Origin of the sequence: Thermomicrobium roseum DSM 5159 (genome assembly GCF_000021685.1) — a bacterium.
In the GTDB taxonomy this organism is placed as follows: domain Bacteria; phylum Chloroflexota; class Chloroflexia; order Thermomicrobiales; family Thermomicrobiaceae; genus Thermomicrobium; species Thermomicrobium roseum.
The window spans coordinates 1,349,382-1,363,425 of record NC_011959.1 but is presented as its reverse complement, the minus strand read 5'-3'; the positions used below and the strand labels follow the sequence as shown (position 1 = coordinate 1,363,425).

The window sequence follows — 14,044 nt, the reverse complement described above, 5'->3', positions numbered from 1 at the left end:
GCGCTCCTCAAGATTGCGCCTGCCGGACCGAGCGGAACCACTCGAGCGCGCGGGCACGAGCGGACTCGTACTCGACGATCGGTGCTGGGTAGTCGTGGCCGATCCGGCAACCTGCGCGCAGCTGGACTTCGATAGGCATGCGCCAGGGTGCGAAAAGGTACTCCCGCGGCACATTGGCCAGTTCGGGAAGCCACGTGCGAACCCAGCTGCCATTCGGGTCGTGTTGCTCACCCTGCAACACTGGGTTGAAGATCCGAAAATACGGTGCGGCATCGGTTCCCGTCCCGGCCGACCACTGCCAGCCGCCGACGTTGGCTGCCAGATCACCATCGACGAGTTCGCGGCGGAAGAAGCGTTCGCCTTCTCGCCAGTCGACGAGCAGAAGCTTGGAGAGAAAGCTGGCGACGATCATCCGCGCGCGGTTGCTCATCCACCCCTCGCTGACGAGCTGGCGCATTGCAGCATCGACGACCGGAAAGCCGGTCCGTCCCTCCTGCCATCTCGCCAAGGCATCGTTGCTCCCGGGCCAAGCGACGTCGCGGAATTCGGGCTGCATGCTCATGCGCGCGCTCTCTGGCCAGGCGGCTAAAAGGTGCTGATAGAACTCCCGCCACAGGAGTTCGTCGAGCCAGGCTCGGGCTCCAGCCGCCGCATCCGGTTCATCCAGGTACCGGGCTGCTGCACACCAGGCCTCACGCACGCTCAAGAGACCGAAGCGGAAATACGGCGACAGCTGCGAGGATCCGCTCCCATCCAAGGCGTTCCGCCGCAGGTGATAGGAGGCCAGCCCCTGAGCGAGGAAATGCTGTAAGCGCTGTCGCGCTGCATCTTCGCTCGGAGCGAACCGCTCCGGCACGGCAAGAGGTGACTCAGGGATCGGCTCGCTGGCCAAGCGCGGAACCGGCGGCAGTCGCGGAGGTGCGGGCAAGATGTCCTGCGGGCTTGGGATCGGTAAACGAAACCAGGCGCGGCGGAATTGCGAGTAGACACGATACGGCTCACCGGTGGGCGCGCGGATCGAGCCGAGTGGTCGCAGGGTCGAACCCTCGACGAGCTGGAGGGGAACAGACCGTGCGACTGCCTCGTCGCGTCGCCGAGCGTAGGGTGAGCCATCCGCTTCGGCCATGACGAGCGTGGCCCCGCTTTCACGAACGACGGTGGGGAGAACCTGTTCGGGACGGCCGGCGCGGACGATCAAGCGACTGCCGCGGCGGCGGAGCGCTGCGTCCAGCGAGCGGAGCGCTGCGAAGAGGAACGCGTTGCGACGTTGACTGCTGGTCGGCCCAGCGAGCAAGGCAGGATCGAGAACGAAGAGCGGCACGAGTTCGCGGGCACGGGTGAGCGCGGCGGCCAGTGCCTGGTTGTCGTGGAGACGGAGGTCGCGTCGGACCCACCAAACGACGGTTGTCACAGCTGTGTGCCCTACCTTTCTGGTGGGTGAGCGGGTGATCAGCGGCGCGGTCGGTTCGTCGTTCGTGCAAAATGGCTTCGGTGCCCCGGGCGGGGGATGATGGATCGAGCACCCGCTTGTCCCGCACGATGTCGCCGCGCGGAATCGATGCGCATTCGATTGCTTTCAGCAGCGCTTCCGTTCGGAATCGGCGGAAGCGCCTCAGTAATGGATACTCACGGTCGAACCAATATGCAAGAAATTCCAGAACCACTCGGCATCGCTGTTCATCAGACCGACGCAACCATTGGAGGTGAATCCTCCGAATTGTGCGGGCGGTGTCCAATAGTTGCCGTGGAGCGCGTAGCCACCTGACTTGAAGTACTGGGTAAACTGGACGTTCGTCAGGTAATAGTAACCGGGCGAACCCGGCGGGATCCCGACAGTCGCTGCGTCCATCGTCTCGTTGCGGACGCGATAGAAGATCTGGAAGACGCCGACCGGTGTCTTGCCGTCTCTTCCGGCAGTGATGATCGCCACATAGACGGGACGATCGCCGTCGTACGCCACAGCGTAGAAGGACCGGAGACTGACGTCGACCCACCGGCCACCGAAACGGCGCGGCGGAATATCCGGTACGAGCGGCTCGACCCAGGCGGCTGCCACGTAGCGACCGTCTCCTAGCTCGTACCAAATCGGATTCCCTTCGACCGGGTCACCGAGCGTGAGTCCACGGATGGGAACCGGATGCCGGGCATAAGTCCACGCGACGGCCGGAGCGCTGTTCGATGGGGCATTGCGGATCGCCAGGGTAGGGGCGGTCACCCGTCCGAAGATCGCGCCGTCATCGGTCGCGACGGCCCGCGACCAGCGGTAGTCGAGAAGCTGTGCTGGGACCTCGATCGCATCGGGGCGCATCGGGACAGGCCGAGTATCGACTCCACGGGCTTGCGCGTACTGTGCCCCGAGGCGTCCGAGCAACACCTCGAAGGGTGTTCCTTTGTTTTCGGGATGGTATTCGAACCGGGCCCGTTCGAAGTACTGAACCGTGTAGAACTCGCCGGTATCGGGATTCCGTTCGGTGAACTCCTCGGAGATCGGGTAGCCGAACGTGTACAGTCCCCCGTTCGCTTCCCAGTAGGCCTTGAAACCGTAGGCCAAGGTATGACCGGTTTCCGGGAAATAGCGGCGCTCCGGGTCGCTGTTCAGGGCTGCCGGATTGTCGGCGACGATCGGGCGGAAGGCTGGCTCGTTGCGTCGCGTTTCGGTGAGCCAGCTGCCGAGGAGCGTAGCGAGCACCGCGTAGCGCGTCCCGCTGTTTTGCGGATGGTACTCGAAGCGCGCCCGCTCGAAGTACTGGACCACCATGCCATCCTGGGTGAACGGCTCGGTGATCGGGTAACCGAACGTCATGACTCCGCCGTTGCTGATCCACGCCCAGAGGAACTCTCCACTGAGATGGTGACCCGTCTGCGGAAAATAAAGGATGAGACCTTGCCATCCAATGGCGTGTGCATGACGAACCGGCAAGAGGATGGGCGAAACGAGCGAGCAGACGAGCACCATCCCGATGAACCACGCCAGGCGACGAGGCATCGATGACCCCTTCCCTACCCTGGAGTCAGCTCCCGGCGAACCCGGGCCTCCTCATACAGTCTAACGTGCGCTCGTCCCCTGCGGTTCCATGTGTTCAGGAGGGTGCAGAGAACTCGCGAAGCTGCGCTGCATAACGATCGCTGGTCCACTGAACGATGCCCAAGTTGGGGCTGAACCACACCGTGCTCACGAGGTAGACAGGGACCAAGGTCGGGGGATCGCTCGTCTGGAGCGAAAGTCGCCAGGCTGGAACCACCCCATAGGGCGTGCCGACCAGTGTTTGCTCATCGACCTGGACACGCAGGGTAATCGGATGGGCGCTGACACGCGTCGAGAGATAGAGGGCAGTGGTTTCGCGCACGGTCCCCTCCACCAGGTCACCCGCACCGATGACGTGCAAGGCTGGCCAAAAGAGAACCATTTCGATGAATGTTCCCGCTCGCGTGAATCGCTCCCAGCCGGTCAGCGCGATCCCTGTCTCGGTCACTCTCCAGTAGGTGATCCAGCGACTCGAGCCGCGCAGTTCCTCGCGAGCGACGAGTTGCGCTCCCGCGACGAAGCTGGTATTCGGGCCGGTCACCTGCCACGTTTCGTCGCTGCGACTACTGGTTGCGAAGACGGACCGCGTACCTGGGAGCATGCCGAAGTACCCGGCGCTTGACGCGACTGCAACGGGTGGAGTCGCACCGTACCGCCACTGGAGGTAGTGCGAACCGATGTTCCCCATCTCGACTTGCCAACCTGGTGGATTGCTCGGCGTATACGTGAGGATGCGTCGCTCGAACGGCTGGACGAGAACCCAGGTCGGTTCGCCGCGCAGCCGTACCTGGACCCAGAAGGGGTCGGCGATGGGATAACCGAGGACGAACAGCCAATCGAAAAGGGGGCGTTCTGCAACCAGGCCACCATCTTGCCACACGAGCCCACCTTGCGTCATGAATTCCCAAAAAGCGCGTGGGACGTTGTACCCGACCGGCTCGCCGACCGGTCCGCTGTACGTGACGTAGTGGACGAACTCTGCCCCCCGGTCGCTCGCTGCTGTCTGATACTCCTGCCATCCCTGAGGAGTGAGTGAGGCGGTCGCGTGTTCCCCAGTTCGATCGGGTTGCGAACGATCGATCACGCTGGCCAGATCCGCATAGGTGGGAAACGGGTTGTCCGGATCCCCGGCGATCGCCACATGCGCTCCACTCCCCGCGTCCAGGAAGAGCTGGTCACCGACCTGGATCGACCCACTGACGAGCTCACGCGTCAGCAGCCCACTCGTCACGTACCACGGTGATGTCGGATCACCATCGGGATGTGTCAGCTCCATGCGACCCTTGTCGAAGTACTGGACGAGACGAGCGCGCTCGGGCGCCTCCTGGTACCGTTCGCGCAAGGGGCCGGTGAGGGGAGCAGGTCCCCAGACCCAGGAGCGCTGGGTCAGTCCGGCCGCAACCGGGCGGTCCACGCGTTCCCAGCGAGCCGCGAAGACTGGATCCGCAAAACCTGGTTCAGCGCGAACCAGCCGGTGACTCGGCAGCCACAGGAGGGCAGTCAGGACGCAGATGATCGAGACGATCGTGGACCAGCGTGACACTGGACTCACTTCCTCCTCATACCCAAATCTGGAGCCCATCGTACGCCAGTTGCACACCGGGTGGAAGCTTTGCGCTCCAGTCGGCATGCATCACCTCATGACTGACGTGGGTCAGGTATGCCCGTTCCGGGCAAACTTGCTCGATAATGGTCAGAGCTTCTGCCAGGCTCAAGTGCGTCGGGTGGGGTCGGTCGCGGAGGGCGTTGAGAACCAGAACGTTGACGCCACGCAGCAACTCGATGGAGCGAGCAGGGACGGTTTTCGCATCGGTCACGTAGGCGATCGGGCCGCAACGGAACCCGTACACCGTCCACCGACCGTGGTCGACTGGGATGGGGACGATCTCGTACCCGAAGAGATGGAAAGGACCATCGAACTCGTGCAAGCGAAGATCTGGTTTCCCACCGTAGAACGGCAAGGGCTCGCTGAACGCGTAGCTGTAGCGAACGCGCAGTTCGCGAGCTGTTTCCGGATCCGCGTAGATGGGTAGCGGTGCTTGTGCCAGGTAGTTGAACTGGCGCAGATCATCGAACCCGGCGATATGGTCAGCGTGTGCATGTGTGAAGAGCACAGCCTCGATATGACTCAGGCCGGTTGCGATCGCCTGGAGACGAAGCTCCGGAGCAGTATCGATCAGCACGTTGTGTTCCCCGAGGTGCAGCACGGCCGACGAACGCGTTCGTCGATCGCGTGGATCGACCGAGGTGCAGGTCCGGCAACGGCATCCGATGACGGGTATTCCGTTGGAGGTTCCTGTTCCGAGAAATGTCAGCCCGAGCACGCTCGTTCTACCGCTCTCGTCGCTCCGATACTGGGGCTACGGCCGCCTGAGGACCAGCCTCCCGGGCAGATCGGTACCGATGATACTCGCTCGGCGTTGGGACACTGTCGATCGTTTCGGTGAGTGCAGTGGATGAACTGCACGCGAAGGGCCCGGCATGACTGAGCATCGCTTGCGTTGGCTGAGCCGCGGACAAGCGCGCAGCCACTCGGAAGGACCAGGCGTCGGGGGTAGCGCGGTCCCGTTTTGGGTCGAGTGGTTGCTCGATCTGGGAGTGCGTGCTGGCCCCGAGCAGCTGGACTGGACCGAGGTGGCGAGGATTAGCTGCCAGGTACTGTCAGCGCAGATCGTCCGGATCTGGCGCATGACGGCGCGGAGCGAGCTGGTACTGCAGGCACAGGCGGGCGATGGTCAGGAAGCGCCTTCTTCCCCGCGGCCGATACCGACCGGATTCGACCGGCTCGCTCCTGGGATGCTGGCTGTCGGTCCGCTGGATGGTCCGCTTGCAGAGAGTTTCTTGACCGCAGAGGAGAGGGTGGCCTTGCGGCGGTCTGGTGTGCAGCACGTTCTGGTCGCACCGCTTCATGCCGGGGGAACGACGGTGGGGCGGCTCGACGTGGCACGCACCAGGCCAGAGCCGTTTTCGGCCGAGGATCGCTCACGGGCCGTCGTCCTGGCTGAGCTTGTCGGCTTGTTGGTGGGGAGAGTCGCGACGGTGGGCGAGCCGCTGCCTTCCGACCAGGCAGCGGAGCTGGTCCACCAGGCGCTGGCGTTACCAGGGAGCGCGCGCGAGGTACTGGCGCGGATTGTGGAGGCGCTGCGCTGGCGCGTTCGAGCGAGCGCAGTTCTGTTCCTCCGCTGGCTGCCTGAGGAACGCGTCGAACTTCTCACGACGTCGACCGCCCCTGAACTGATGCCCGATCCGACCGCGTTGACTTCCTCCCGCGTCCTCATGCTCGTGCGGAATGTGTTGGAGCAAGGCCGGCCACAGCGGTGGCGGGCCGGCTCCGGCAGCGAACTGATTTTCCCTGTCGTCATGGCCGAGACTCTCGCCTTTCCACTGCCGGTCATCGGTACCGCTGCACGCGGCGTTCTCGTTCTGGCTTGGCGAGATCGCGATGAAGGGGGCGAAGAGCGTGTCCAGGTTCTCGTCCCTGAACTCGCCCCTCGCTTGCTTACGCTCGTCGGATTCGTCGAGCGGGAGGAGCGAGCGATCGCTGACCGGGCCAGTATCGAGCGTCGCGAGCTTCTCCTCGATGCTTTGTTGCGTACCAGTGGACCGACCGTCATCGCTGAGGCGCTCTGGCGCCGTGCGCAGAGCGTCTCCGGGGTCGTCGCGGCAGGTGTTCTTTTGGAGGGGGACGAGCGTTTCGTCTGGTTCTGGGTTGTCCAGGAGGAACCGCGCGTGCTCGTCGAGACGGATCGGGAACGCTCCCCGGCCCAACTGGCTCTGTCCCAGCGCCCGGTAGCCGTGTTCGGCCCAGATCGTTGGGCGACGTGGCAAGCGGTGGTACCGCTCGAACTGGAGCAGGCCTGGGTCGTGACTGCCCCGCTGGGGACAGTGCGTGGTAGCCTGGTCATCGTGACGCATGAGGAACAGGCCACAGCGGAAGCGGAACGGCTCGTCACCGACCTGGTTTCCCTCTTGGAGGCGCGGGCGGATGGCCTCGTTACTCGTCTGGATCGTGATCTCGCGGAGATGCGTCGTCAACGCGCCTTGGGCGACGCGTTGGTCCAGCATGCGGAGGAATGGCGGACGCTCGTCGATGCCATCCATACGACGGTCCTGCAAGGACTCGCCTCGTCGCTGTACCGGATCGAGTTGACGACGCGGCGTGTCGACCAGCAGCCGGTGGAGCAGACGCTCCTCGAACTGGAACAGGTGCGCGATATCCTAGCTAGCCACATCGCAGCACTGCGGGATGCCATTTTTCGCCAGCGCCCCGCTTCGCTGGAGCATCTCGGGCTCGCGGCTGCCCTGCGGGACTATGCCGCACAATTGCAGCGCGCGCATGCCCTGGACGTGGACTTCTTGGGGGAGTTGTGGCAGCGTCCTGACCGGCACGTCGAGGAATCGCTCTTCGGACTGGTTCGGCTTTTGGTGGAGCGGACACGGCTGCCGCTCGGTGTGCGCAAGCTGGTGATCCGGCTCCGACAGCGGACGGATGGCACGATCGTGCTCGTCGTCGCTGACGATGCTCATTGGGCTGGGCGCGCTGCCTGGGAGGAGTTACCCGGTGCTGCACTGGCCAGCGAGTGGATTCGATTGCTCGGCGGCACGCTGCACGTGGCGGGACTGCCGGACGGTGGGACAGCCATCGCGTGCACGGTGCCGCTCAGGCGGGCGTTGTGAGCACCATCGGGAAGATCAGGACGTTCCGGTGATGACAACTGAGCGAGACTTGGAGTTGAATGGAGCAAGAAGCGAGCAGAGCCGGACCAGTGATGGGCAGGCGGAGCGGGAGCGCGAGATGGGGAACGGACGGCGGATTCGGGTGCTGATCGTCGATGACCATGACCTCTTTCGCGAAGGGCTGCGCCAGCTGATCGAGACCGATCCTGCGATCGAGGTCGTCGGTGAAGCAGCCAATGGTCAGGACGCGCTGAAAATGGTCGCCGAGCTCCAGCCGGATGTGGTGCTCATGGACATCAACATGCCGGGGATGGATGGCATCCGTGCGACGGAGGCGATCGTCCAACAATACCGACATGTTCATGTCCTCATGCTGACGATGTACGATGACGAGGAGTATGTCCTCCACGCGATTCGTGCCGGAGCGCGCAGTTATCTCGTCAAGAACAGCAAACCGGAGGAGTTGCTCCGGGCGATTCATGTCGCCGCCGAGGGTGGTGCCACGATCGACCCGGATCTCGCCCCGATCCTGATGCGCGAATACCAACGACTTCTGACGAAGGCGCCGACTCGAGGGCAGGACCTCTCGGATCGTGAGCTGACGATGCTGCGGCTGTTGGCACAGGGTTACAACAATCGCCAGATCGCGGATGCGCTCAATTTGGCCGAGAGCACAGTCAAAAACAACCTTTCTGCCCTGTTCCAAAAGCTGGGAGTGCGGGATCGCACGCAAGCGGTGATCTACGCCATCTCGCACGGCTTGGTTCCCCGGCCGACTGACGTGCCGCGTCGCTGAGCGTGGCGCTGCGAGCTGATTTGTGGCACAGTATGAGGTGCGCCACCGGTGTCGGTGGCGTTCGTCGTTGTCTTTGGATGGGTGGGAGGCGAACGGATCATGGAGCGACTGCCCCTCAGCGGTGTGCGCGTCGTCGATCTCACGCGCGTGATGGCTGGCCCCTACTGCACGATGCTCCTCGGTGACCTCGGTGCAGACGTCATCAAGATCGAGCGTCCTGGAACCGGCGACGATACGCGAGCCTGGGGACCGCCGTTCATCGATGGCGTGAGCGCCTACTACCTTTCGGTGAATCGGAACAAGCGGAGCATCACCCTGGATCTCAAGCACCCCGCTGGCCAAGAAGTGTTCTGGCGACTGGTCGATCGCGCTGACGTCGTCGTCGAGAACTTCAGCCCGGGGACAGTCGACCGACTGGGTATCGGCTATCAGGCGGTACGGGGACGGCGCCCGCAGATCATCTACTGCTCGATCTCAGGCTTCGGCCAGACCGGACCGGGCAAGGACCGGACGGCGTACGACCTCATCGTGCAAGGGATGTCCGGCCTCATGAGCGTCACCGGGTTTCCGGAGGGGGAGCCAGTGCGCTTCGGTGTCCCGATCGCCGATATCGGTGCCGGTATGTTCGCGGCTCTCGCGATCGTCGCTGCACTCTATCACCGTGCGCAGACTGGTGAAGGGCAGTACATCGATACCTCCATGCTGGGTGGCCAAGTCGCGCTCCTCACCTATCAAGCGGGGATCTACTTCGCGACGGGGGAAGCACCCAAGCGGACGGGGAATGCGCATCCGATCGTCGCGCCCTACCAGACGTTCCGCAGTGCTGATGGACATGTCAATATCGCGGCAGGGAACGATGCGATCTTCACGCGCATGTGCCGGGCGCTCGGGTTGGACGATTTGCTCGAGGACGAGCGATTCGCGACCAATGCTGGCCGGATCACCAACTTGCCGGAGCTGGTCGAGCGGATCGAGTCGGTGACGAGCACGCTCACGACCGCCGAGATCGTGCATCGGCTCGATGCTGCCCAAGTGCCGTGCGGGCCGATCTACACGGTTCCGGAAGTCTTCGCTGATCCGCAAGTGCAGCACCTCGAATTGCACCAGCGCATCCCACACCCCACATTGGGTATGGTGGATCAGACCGGTTTCCCCTGGCGTTTTTCCCAGACGCCGGCTCGTATACGGCGTTACCCCCCGCTCCTGGGTGAGCATACCGAGGAAGTGCTCGGCGAACTCGGTTACACGTCGGATGAGATCACGGCGATGCGCCAGCAGGGAGCCGTCTAGCCAGTCGGGAGCTCGTACCAGGGGTGCCAGGTCGAGCGAACTTTCCAGCGTTCCAGTACCATGACGAGCGGTTCGCCGAGCAAGAGAAGCAATGCGGCATTGCCCAACGCGCGCGTTCCATCGAAGAGGAGCGAGGTCGCGAAGTAGAAGCGCGTGTAGGCAGCGATCGTCTCGCTCAGCGTCATGCCCGGTGTCCAGTAGATGCCGCCGCTCTCCGCGACGCCGGGTGCCGCGAACGGCCAGAACCACAGGTTCATGAGCGCTCCGAACGCGAACCCCCACAGGACGCCGAAAGCGACGAGAGCGAGGCGGCGTGGCCACCCTCGCCAGCGCGGGAGCCAGCTGGCAGTGAGTCCCATCCATCCGGCTGCCAACATCTGAAAGGGAAGCCAGGGGCCGATGCCGCCTGTCAGTGCTGCCGAGACGAGCAAGGTGAGGGTACCCATGAGAAAGCCGAACCGCGCACCGAAGACATAACCGCTGAGCACGATCAGGAGAAAGATCGGACTGGCTCCGATCAGGCTCGGGACGAACCGAAGCAGGCTATCGACAGCGACCAGTACTGCCAGCACAGCGATCGTCCTGGCTGGATCCGCCAAGATCCCCTCGTCATCAGCGAACCCGGTCACGAGCACGATGAGCGAGACGAAGGCGAGCGCGGCAAAGAGCAGCGGTACCTCGATGCCTCGTGTCGGACCAGGATCGTAGCCGGCTGCCGCGAGCAGAAACGGATAGAAAAACGCGAGCAGCCCGCCGATACTGGCGAACAGCAGGCTTACCGTGCTCGTCACTCGGCGAAGCATCGTCATGCTGGAGCCAGCGGTGTACCGGTACGCACGGGAACGGCGAGGCGCTGCACGTCGCTGCTGCAGCGTTCCGGATGCAAGATGGCGGCGAGAATTTCGACGCCGCGCACGACGCGTGGACCGGGGCGACTGAAGTAGGCTGAGGCATCCACGGCCCAGAGCGCACCTCGCTGGACAGCCGGGATCGACTGGATGATCGGGTGGCCGAGGAGTTGGTGAGCCAAATCGACCGTCTCGGAAAGGGTGTACCCACAAGGCATGGCGACCAGGATATCCGGCTCGGCGGCTGCAACCTGATCCCAGGTTACGGTGTACGAGGGTTGTCCGGCGATACCCAGTACGTCTCGGCCGCCCGCTGCCGCGACCATTTCCGGAACCCAGTGACCCGCGACGATCGGGGGCTCGAGCCATTCCAGGCAGACAACTCGCGGCTCTTCTGTGCGACCAGCGAGTCGCGCCGAGATCCAGGCGAGCCGCTGGCGCAGTGCCGAAACGATGGCTCGTGCCGTTCGCTCGCGCCCCGTCTCGCGAGCGACGAGTTCGACCGAGATCAGGATTTCCTCGAGCGTTGTTGGTTCGACCGAGAGCACGCGCGGTGGACCGGGAAGAGTAGCCGCGAGCTGGCAAACGTCATCGATCGAGATAGCACAGACCGGGCAGAGCGCTTGGGTCAAGATGAGATCCGGCTGCAGGGTGGCCAGGAGTTCCGTATCGAGCGCATAGAGCGGCAACCGTGCGGCTGTGCGCTCGCGGACCGCTGCATCGATCTCCGCGTGGCTGAGGTTCGGCGGCAGCAGGCTGCGAGTGACACGCGGTTTGCAGCGCACCAGGGGCGGATAGTCGCATTCGTGAGTCACACCGACGAGTTCGTCGGCGAGCCCCAGTGCCCAGCAGATCTCGGTGAGACTCGGTAACAGCGAGACGATGCGCACTGGAATTCCCTCGTCGTCTCACGCTTCGGCTGAAGCTGACTCGACGAAGTCGAGGTCGTCGGTCTCGGGAGGTTCCGGATTCAGCCAGCGTTCGCCATATTCGCGCAGTTGATCGATGAGCGGAAGAGCGGCCCGCCCCTTTTCGGTGAGCGCATACTCGACGCGTGGTGGAACTTCGGCATACGCGTGGCGGGAGACGAGCCCTTCGGCTTCCAGGTACCGCAAGCGTTGAGAGAGTACCGCAGGGCTGATTCCGGTTGCGAGCAGAAGTTCCTGGAAACGACGGTTCCCTCGACCGAGTTCGCGGAGTATGAGGAGTACCCAGTGGTCACCGAGCAGTCGGGCTGCGCGTGCGATCGGACAGGTGGCTTCGTGGGAGCTCTCGCGTCGCATCATCCAACCTCGCTGTTCTCATTGTACTGCGCTGCTCTCTGGGGACGTGTGGTGCCATCCTGCGAGAGCAGCATCGGCCAGGAGACCAGCGACTGAGCAGTGCAGCCCAGCGATGTCACGGTCTCACTCTTGACAGCCCGCCACGCGAGCACTATGATAGTCGTAGTTGCTACGGATTGCGTAGTTAAGGAATGGAGAAAGGAGGACTGAGGGTGACGACGGTCGCGCCGGAACTTACAGGTTTGGCCCGTTGGGAGATCGATCCGGCTCACAGCCAAATCACGTTCGCGGTTCGGCACCTCATGGTGACGACCGTGCGTGGACAGTTCAAGTCGTTCTCGGGATGGGTCGAGTTCGATCCAGCGCATCCAGAGAGTGGCAAGGTCGAGGTGACGATCGATGCAGCGAGTATCGATACGCGCGAGGAACGACGGGACGCGCATCTTCGCTCAGCGGATTTCCTCGACGTCGAGCACTATCCGACGATCACCTTCGTGAGCAAGCGCATCGAGCCACTCGGAGGAAACCGTTACCGAGTCGTCGGTGATCTCACGATTCGCGGGGTGACCAAGGAAGTCGCCCTCGATGCGGAATTCCACGGTGTCGCCAAGGATCCGTGGGGTGGTGTACGCGCCGGGTTCGAGGCGCGGACGAAGATCAACCGGCATGATTTTGGAGCCAGCTGGAACGTGGCTCTGGAAGCCGGTGGCTGGCTGGTCGGTGACACAGTCGACGTGTTCATCGAGGTCGAGTTGGTGCGCAAGGATGCGGTGTGAGACAGCAGGGGCGGGGGCAACGAGAAGCCCCCGCTTCGCTTTCGCTGCAGCTCGATGGGCGACCGAGAGGGGGAGAATATGGAGTGGGCCTTTTTGGCTGGTCGAGTGATTTTCGGGCTCTTCTTCGTGATCAACGGCGTCAATCACTTTGCGATGTGGCGAGCGATGAGTGGCTATGCTGCATCCAAAGGAGTTCCAGCCCCGCAGGCCGCGGTCATCATCACCGGGATCATGCTGCTTCTCGGTGGTGCGAGCGTCGCGACCGGGTACCAGCCGGTCATCGGTAATCTCCTTCTCATCATCTTTCTCGTGCCGGTTGCCTTTTGGATGCACAACTTCTGGGCGGAGAGCGATCCCATGATGCGGGCCAATCAGATGGCACACTTCTTGAAGAATCTCGCGCTGGCTGGCGCAGCGCTCGCTCTCCTCGGGGTGCCGACGCCGTGGCCGCTCAGCTTGGGGAGCTGACCGTGACCATCGTCGTCGAGTTCTTTCACGACGTTCTCTGAGCATGGTGTGCCGTGGCGTCGCCACGGTTGCGGCGAGTAGCGGCGCGTCATCCTGAGGTCCAGTTCGTGCACCGGTGCTTTGCGTTGGCACCGACACCAGAGGCGATCGTCGCCCTCTTCGGCTCGAAGGAGCGAGGCAAAGCCGAAATCCTCGAGCACTGGCGAATGGCCAACCGATACGATGACGAGCACCGCTTCCGACCCGATCTGATGGCGACACGACCGTTCGATTATCCGTACTCGTTACCTGGTCTCCGTGCCTGCAAGGCAGCCGAAGTGCTGGGTGGCCAAGCTGCGCATTGGGATCTGTTCGATCGGATTCAGCAGGCGCATTTGATCGAATGCCGCAATATTGCCGACGAGATCGTCCTGCGCGAGTGCGCAGCTGACGTCGGCTTGAATGTCCAGGCGTGGGAAGAGGCGTACCGGAGTCAGACTGTCCTCGACGCTGTGCGGGCAGATTTGTCCCGTGCGCGGGAACTCCGTGTCTGGGCGGTGCCGACGCTGGTCGCCGCTGGCGAGTATGTCTCGAGCGGCGCGCGCAGCGAAGCGCAGTACGAGGCTTGGTTGCACGCGGTGATGGAACAGCTGGGTCGCGTGCCTCAGTGAAAGTTGGTGTAGCTCGATGTTTCCGCTGTGCTCACTCGCTCTCTTTTCGGTCAGCGTGCTCCGGCGTGGCTGTGTCTGGAGGCAGTGCGAGGTCGGATAGGTCGTGACGACGGGACCATCGCGCGCTCGAGTCGGCGCAGGTCGCAGAGCAGGTTAATCTCGACCTAGTGACCGTTCAGGATCACCCTACCGGACTCGGTGTTCATGACATCCCGCACATTGCTTACTGAG

Annotated in this window: 13 protein-coding genes; 6 read left to right on the top strand and 7 right to left on the bottom strand. The window is 63.4% G+C overall.

The window, feature by feature from the left end; translation table 11 throughout:
* Window positions 1-7: 7 nt before the first annotated feature.
* The 4 genes from TRD_RS06440 to TRD_RS06425 all read right to left on the bottom strand — a co-directional run bounded on the left by TRD_RS06440 (window position 8) and on the right by TRD_RS06425 (window position 5,349).
* Window positions 8-1,411 (bottom strand): cryptochrome/photolyase family protein, encoded by a 1,404-nt coding sequence (locus TRD_RS06440; protein WP_015922321.1) that lies wholly within the window; start codon window positions 1,409-1,411, stop codon window positions 8-10.
* Window positions 1,412-1,612: 201 nt separating this feature from the next.
* Window positions 1,613-2,986 (bottom strand): L,D-transpeptidase, encoded by a 1,374-nt coding sequence (locus TRD_RS06435; protein WP_015922320.1) that lies wholly within the window; start codon window positions 2,984-2,986, stop codon window positions 1,613-1,615.
* Window positions 2,987-3,080: 94 nt separating this feature from the next.
* Window positions 3,081-4,568, bottom strand: a complete 1,488-nt coding sequence (locus tag TRD_RS13650) for a hypothetical protein (RefSeq protein ID WP_052294073.1) — start codon at window positions 4,566-4,568, stop codon at window positions 3,081-3,083.
* A gap of 16 nt (window positions 4,569-4,584) precedes the next feature.
* The gene (locus tag TRD_RS06425; RefSeq protein ID WP_015922318.1) at window positions 4,585-5,349 is read right to left on the bottom strand and encodes an MBL fold metallo-hydrolase; all 765 of its coding nucleotides are present in this window, start codon (window positions 5,347-5,349) and stop codon (window positions 4,585-4,587) included.
* Between the two features lie 157 nt (window positions 5,350-5,506).
* On the opposite strand from TRD_RS06425, the gene TRD_RS06420 reads away from it, so the two are divergent.
* The 3 genes from TRD_RS06420 to TRD_RS06410 are packed head-to-tail and all read left to right on the top strand — an operon-like array spanning window position 5,507 to window position 9,788.
* The gene (locus TRD_RS06420) at window positions 5,507-7,702 is read left to right on the top strand and encodes a GAF domain-containing protein (RefSeq protein ID WP_015922317.1); all 2,196 of its coding nucleotides are present in this window, start codon (window positions 5,507-5,509) and stop codon (window positions 7,700-7,702) included.
* 31 nt (window positions 7,703-7,733) lie between these two features.
* Window positions 7,734-8,498, top strand: a complete 765-nt coding sequence (locus tag TRD_RS06415; RefSeq protein ID WP_226980684.1) for a response regulator — start codon at window positions 7,734-7,736, stop codon at window positions 8,496-8,498.
* A 48-nt stretch (window positions 8,499-8,546) separates the two neighbouring features.
* On the top strand, window positions 8,547-9,788 hold the full coding sequence (locus TRD_RS06410) for a CaiB/BaiF CoA transferase family protein (protein WP_015922314.1): 1,242 nt from the start codon (window positions 8,547-8,549) through the stop codon (window positions 9,786-9,788).
* Here the strand turns inward: TRD_RS06410 and TRD_RS06405 are convergent.
* Genes TRD_RS06405 through TRD_RS06395 form a run of 3 tightly spaced genes read right to left on the bottom strand, consistent with a single transcriptional unit; the run spans window position 9,785 to window position 11,922 of the window.
* On the bottom strand, window positions 9,785-10,579 hold the full coding sequence (locus TRD_RS06405) for an ECF transporter S component (protein WP_015922313.1): 795 nt from the start codon (window positions 10,577-10,579) through the stop codon (window positions 9,785-9,787). The two genes, TRD_RS06410 and TRD_RS06405, sit on opposite strands and share 4 nt — an antisense overlap.
* Window positions 10,580-10,593: 14 nt before the next feature.
* A complete protein-coding gene (locus TRD_RS06400; RefSeq protein ID WP_015922312.1) occupies window positions 10,594-11,526 on the bottom strand; it encodes a cobalamin-binding protein in 933 nt (310 codons plus the stop codon).
* A gap of 18 nt (window positions 11,527-11,544) precedes the next feature.
* Entirely contained in the window at window positions 11,545-11,922 is a 378-nt protein-coding gene (locus tag TRD_RS06395; RefSeq protein WP_015922311.1) for a winged helix-turn-helix transcriptional regulator, read from the bottom strand.
* Between the two features lie 209 nt (window positions 11,923-12,131).
* Here TRD_RS06395 and TRD_RS06390 point away from each other — a divergent pair, with 209 nt between their 5' ends.
* The 3 genes from TRD_RS06390 (at window position 12,132) to TRD_RS06380 (ending at window position 13,813) form a co-directional block, all read left to right on the top strand.
* Window positions 12,132-12,695 (top strand): YceI family protein, encoded by a 564-nt coding sequence (locus TRD_RS06390; RefSeq protein ID WP_015922309.1) that lies wholly within the window; start codon window positions 12,132-12,134, stop codon window positions 12,693-12,695.
* Between the two features lie 78 nt (window positions 12,696-12,773).
* Entirely contained in the window at window positions 12,774-13,163 is a 390-nt protein-coding gene (locus tag TRD_RS06385) for a DoxX family protein (protein WP_015922308.1), read from the top strand.
* 53 nt (window positions 13,164-13,216) lie between these two features.
* On the top strand, window positions 13,217-13,813 hold the full coding sequence (locus TRD_RS06380) for a DsbA family oxidoreductase (protein ID WP_015922307.1): 597 nt from the start codon (window positions 13,217-13,219) through the stop codon (window positions 13,811-13,813).
* The last annotated feature ends 231 nt before the right edge of the window (window positions 13,814-14,044 follow it).

Bases quoted from the DNA above. Each gene is read 5' to 3' on its own strand.
- TRD_RS06385 (WP_015922308.1), top strand. From the start codon at position 12,774: ATGGAGTGGGCCTTTTTGGCTGGTCGAGTGATTTTCGGGCTCTTCTTC.
- TRD_RS06395 (WP_015922311.1), bottom strand. From the start codon at position 11,922: ATGATGCGACGCGAGAGCTCCCACGAAGCCACCTGTCCGATCGCACGC.
- TRD_RS06415 (WP_226980684.1), top strand. From the start codon at position 7,734: ATGACAACTGAGCGAGACTTGGAGTTGAATGGAGCAAGAAGCGAGCAG.
- TRD_RS06420 (WP_015922317.1), top strand. From the start codon at position 5,507: ATGACTGAGCATCGCTTGCGTTGGCTGAGCCGCGGACAAGCGCGCAGC.
- TRD_RS06435 (WP_015922320.1), bottom strand. From the start codon at position 2,986: ATGCCTCGTCGCCTGGCGTGGTTCATCGGGATGGTGCTCGTCTGCTCG.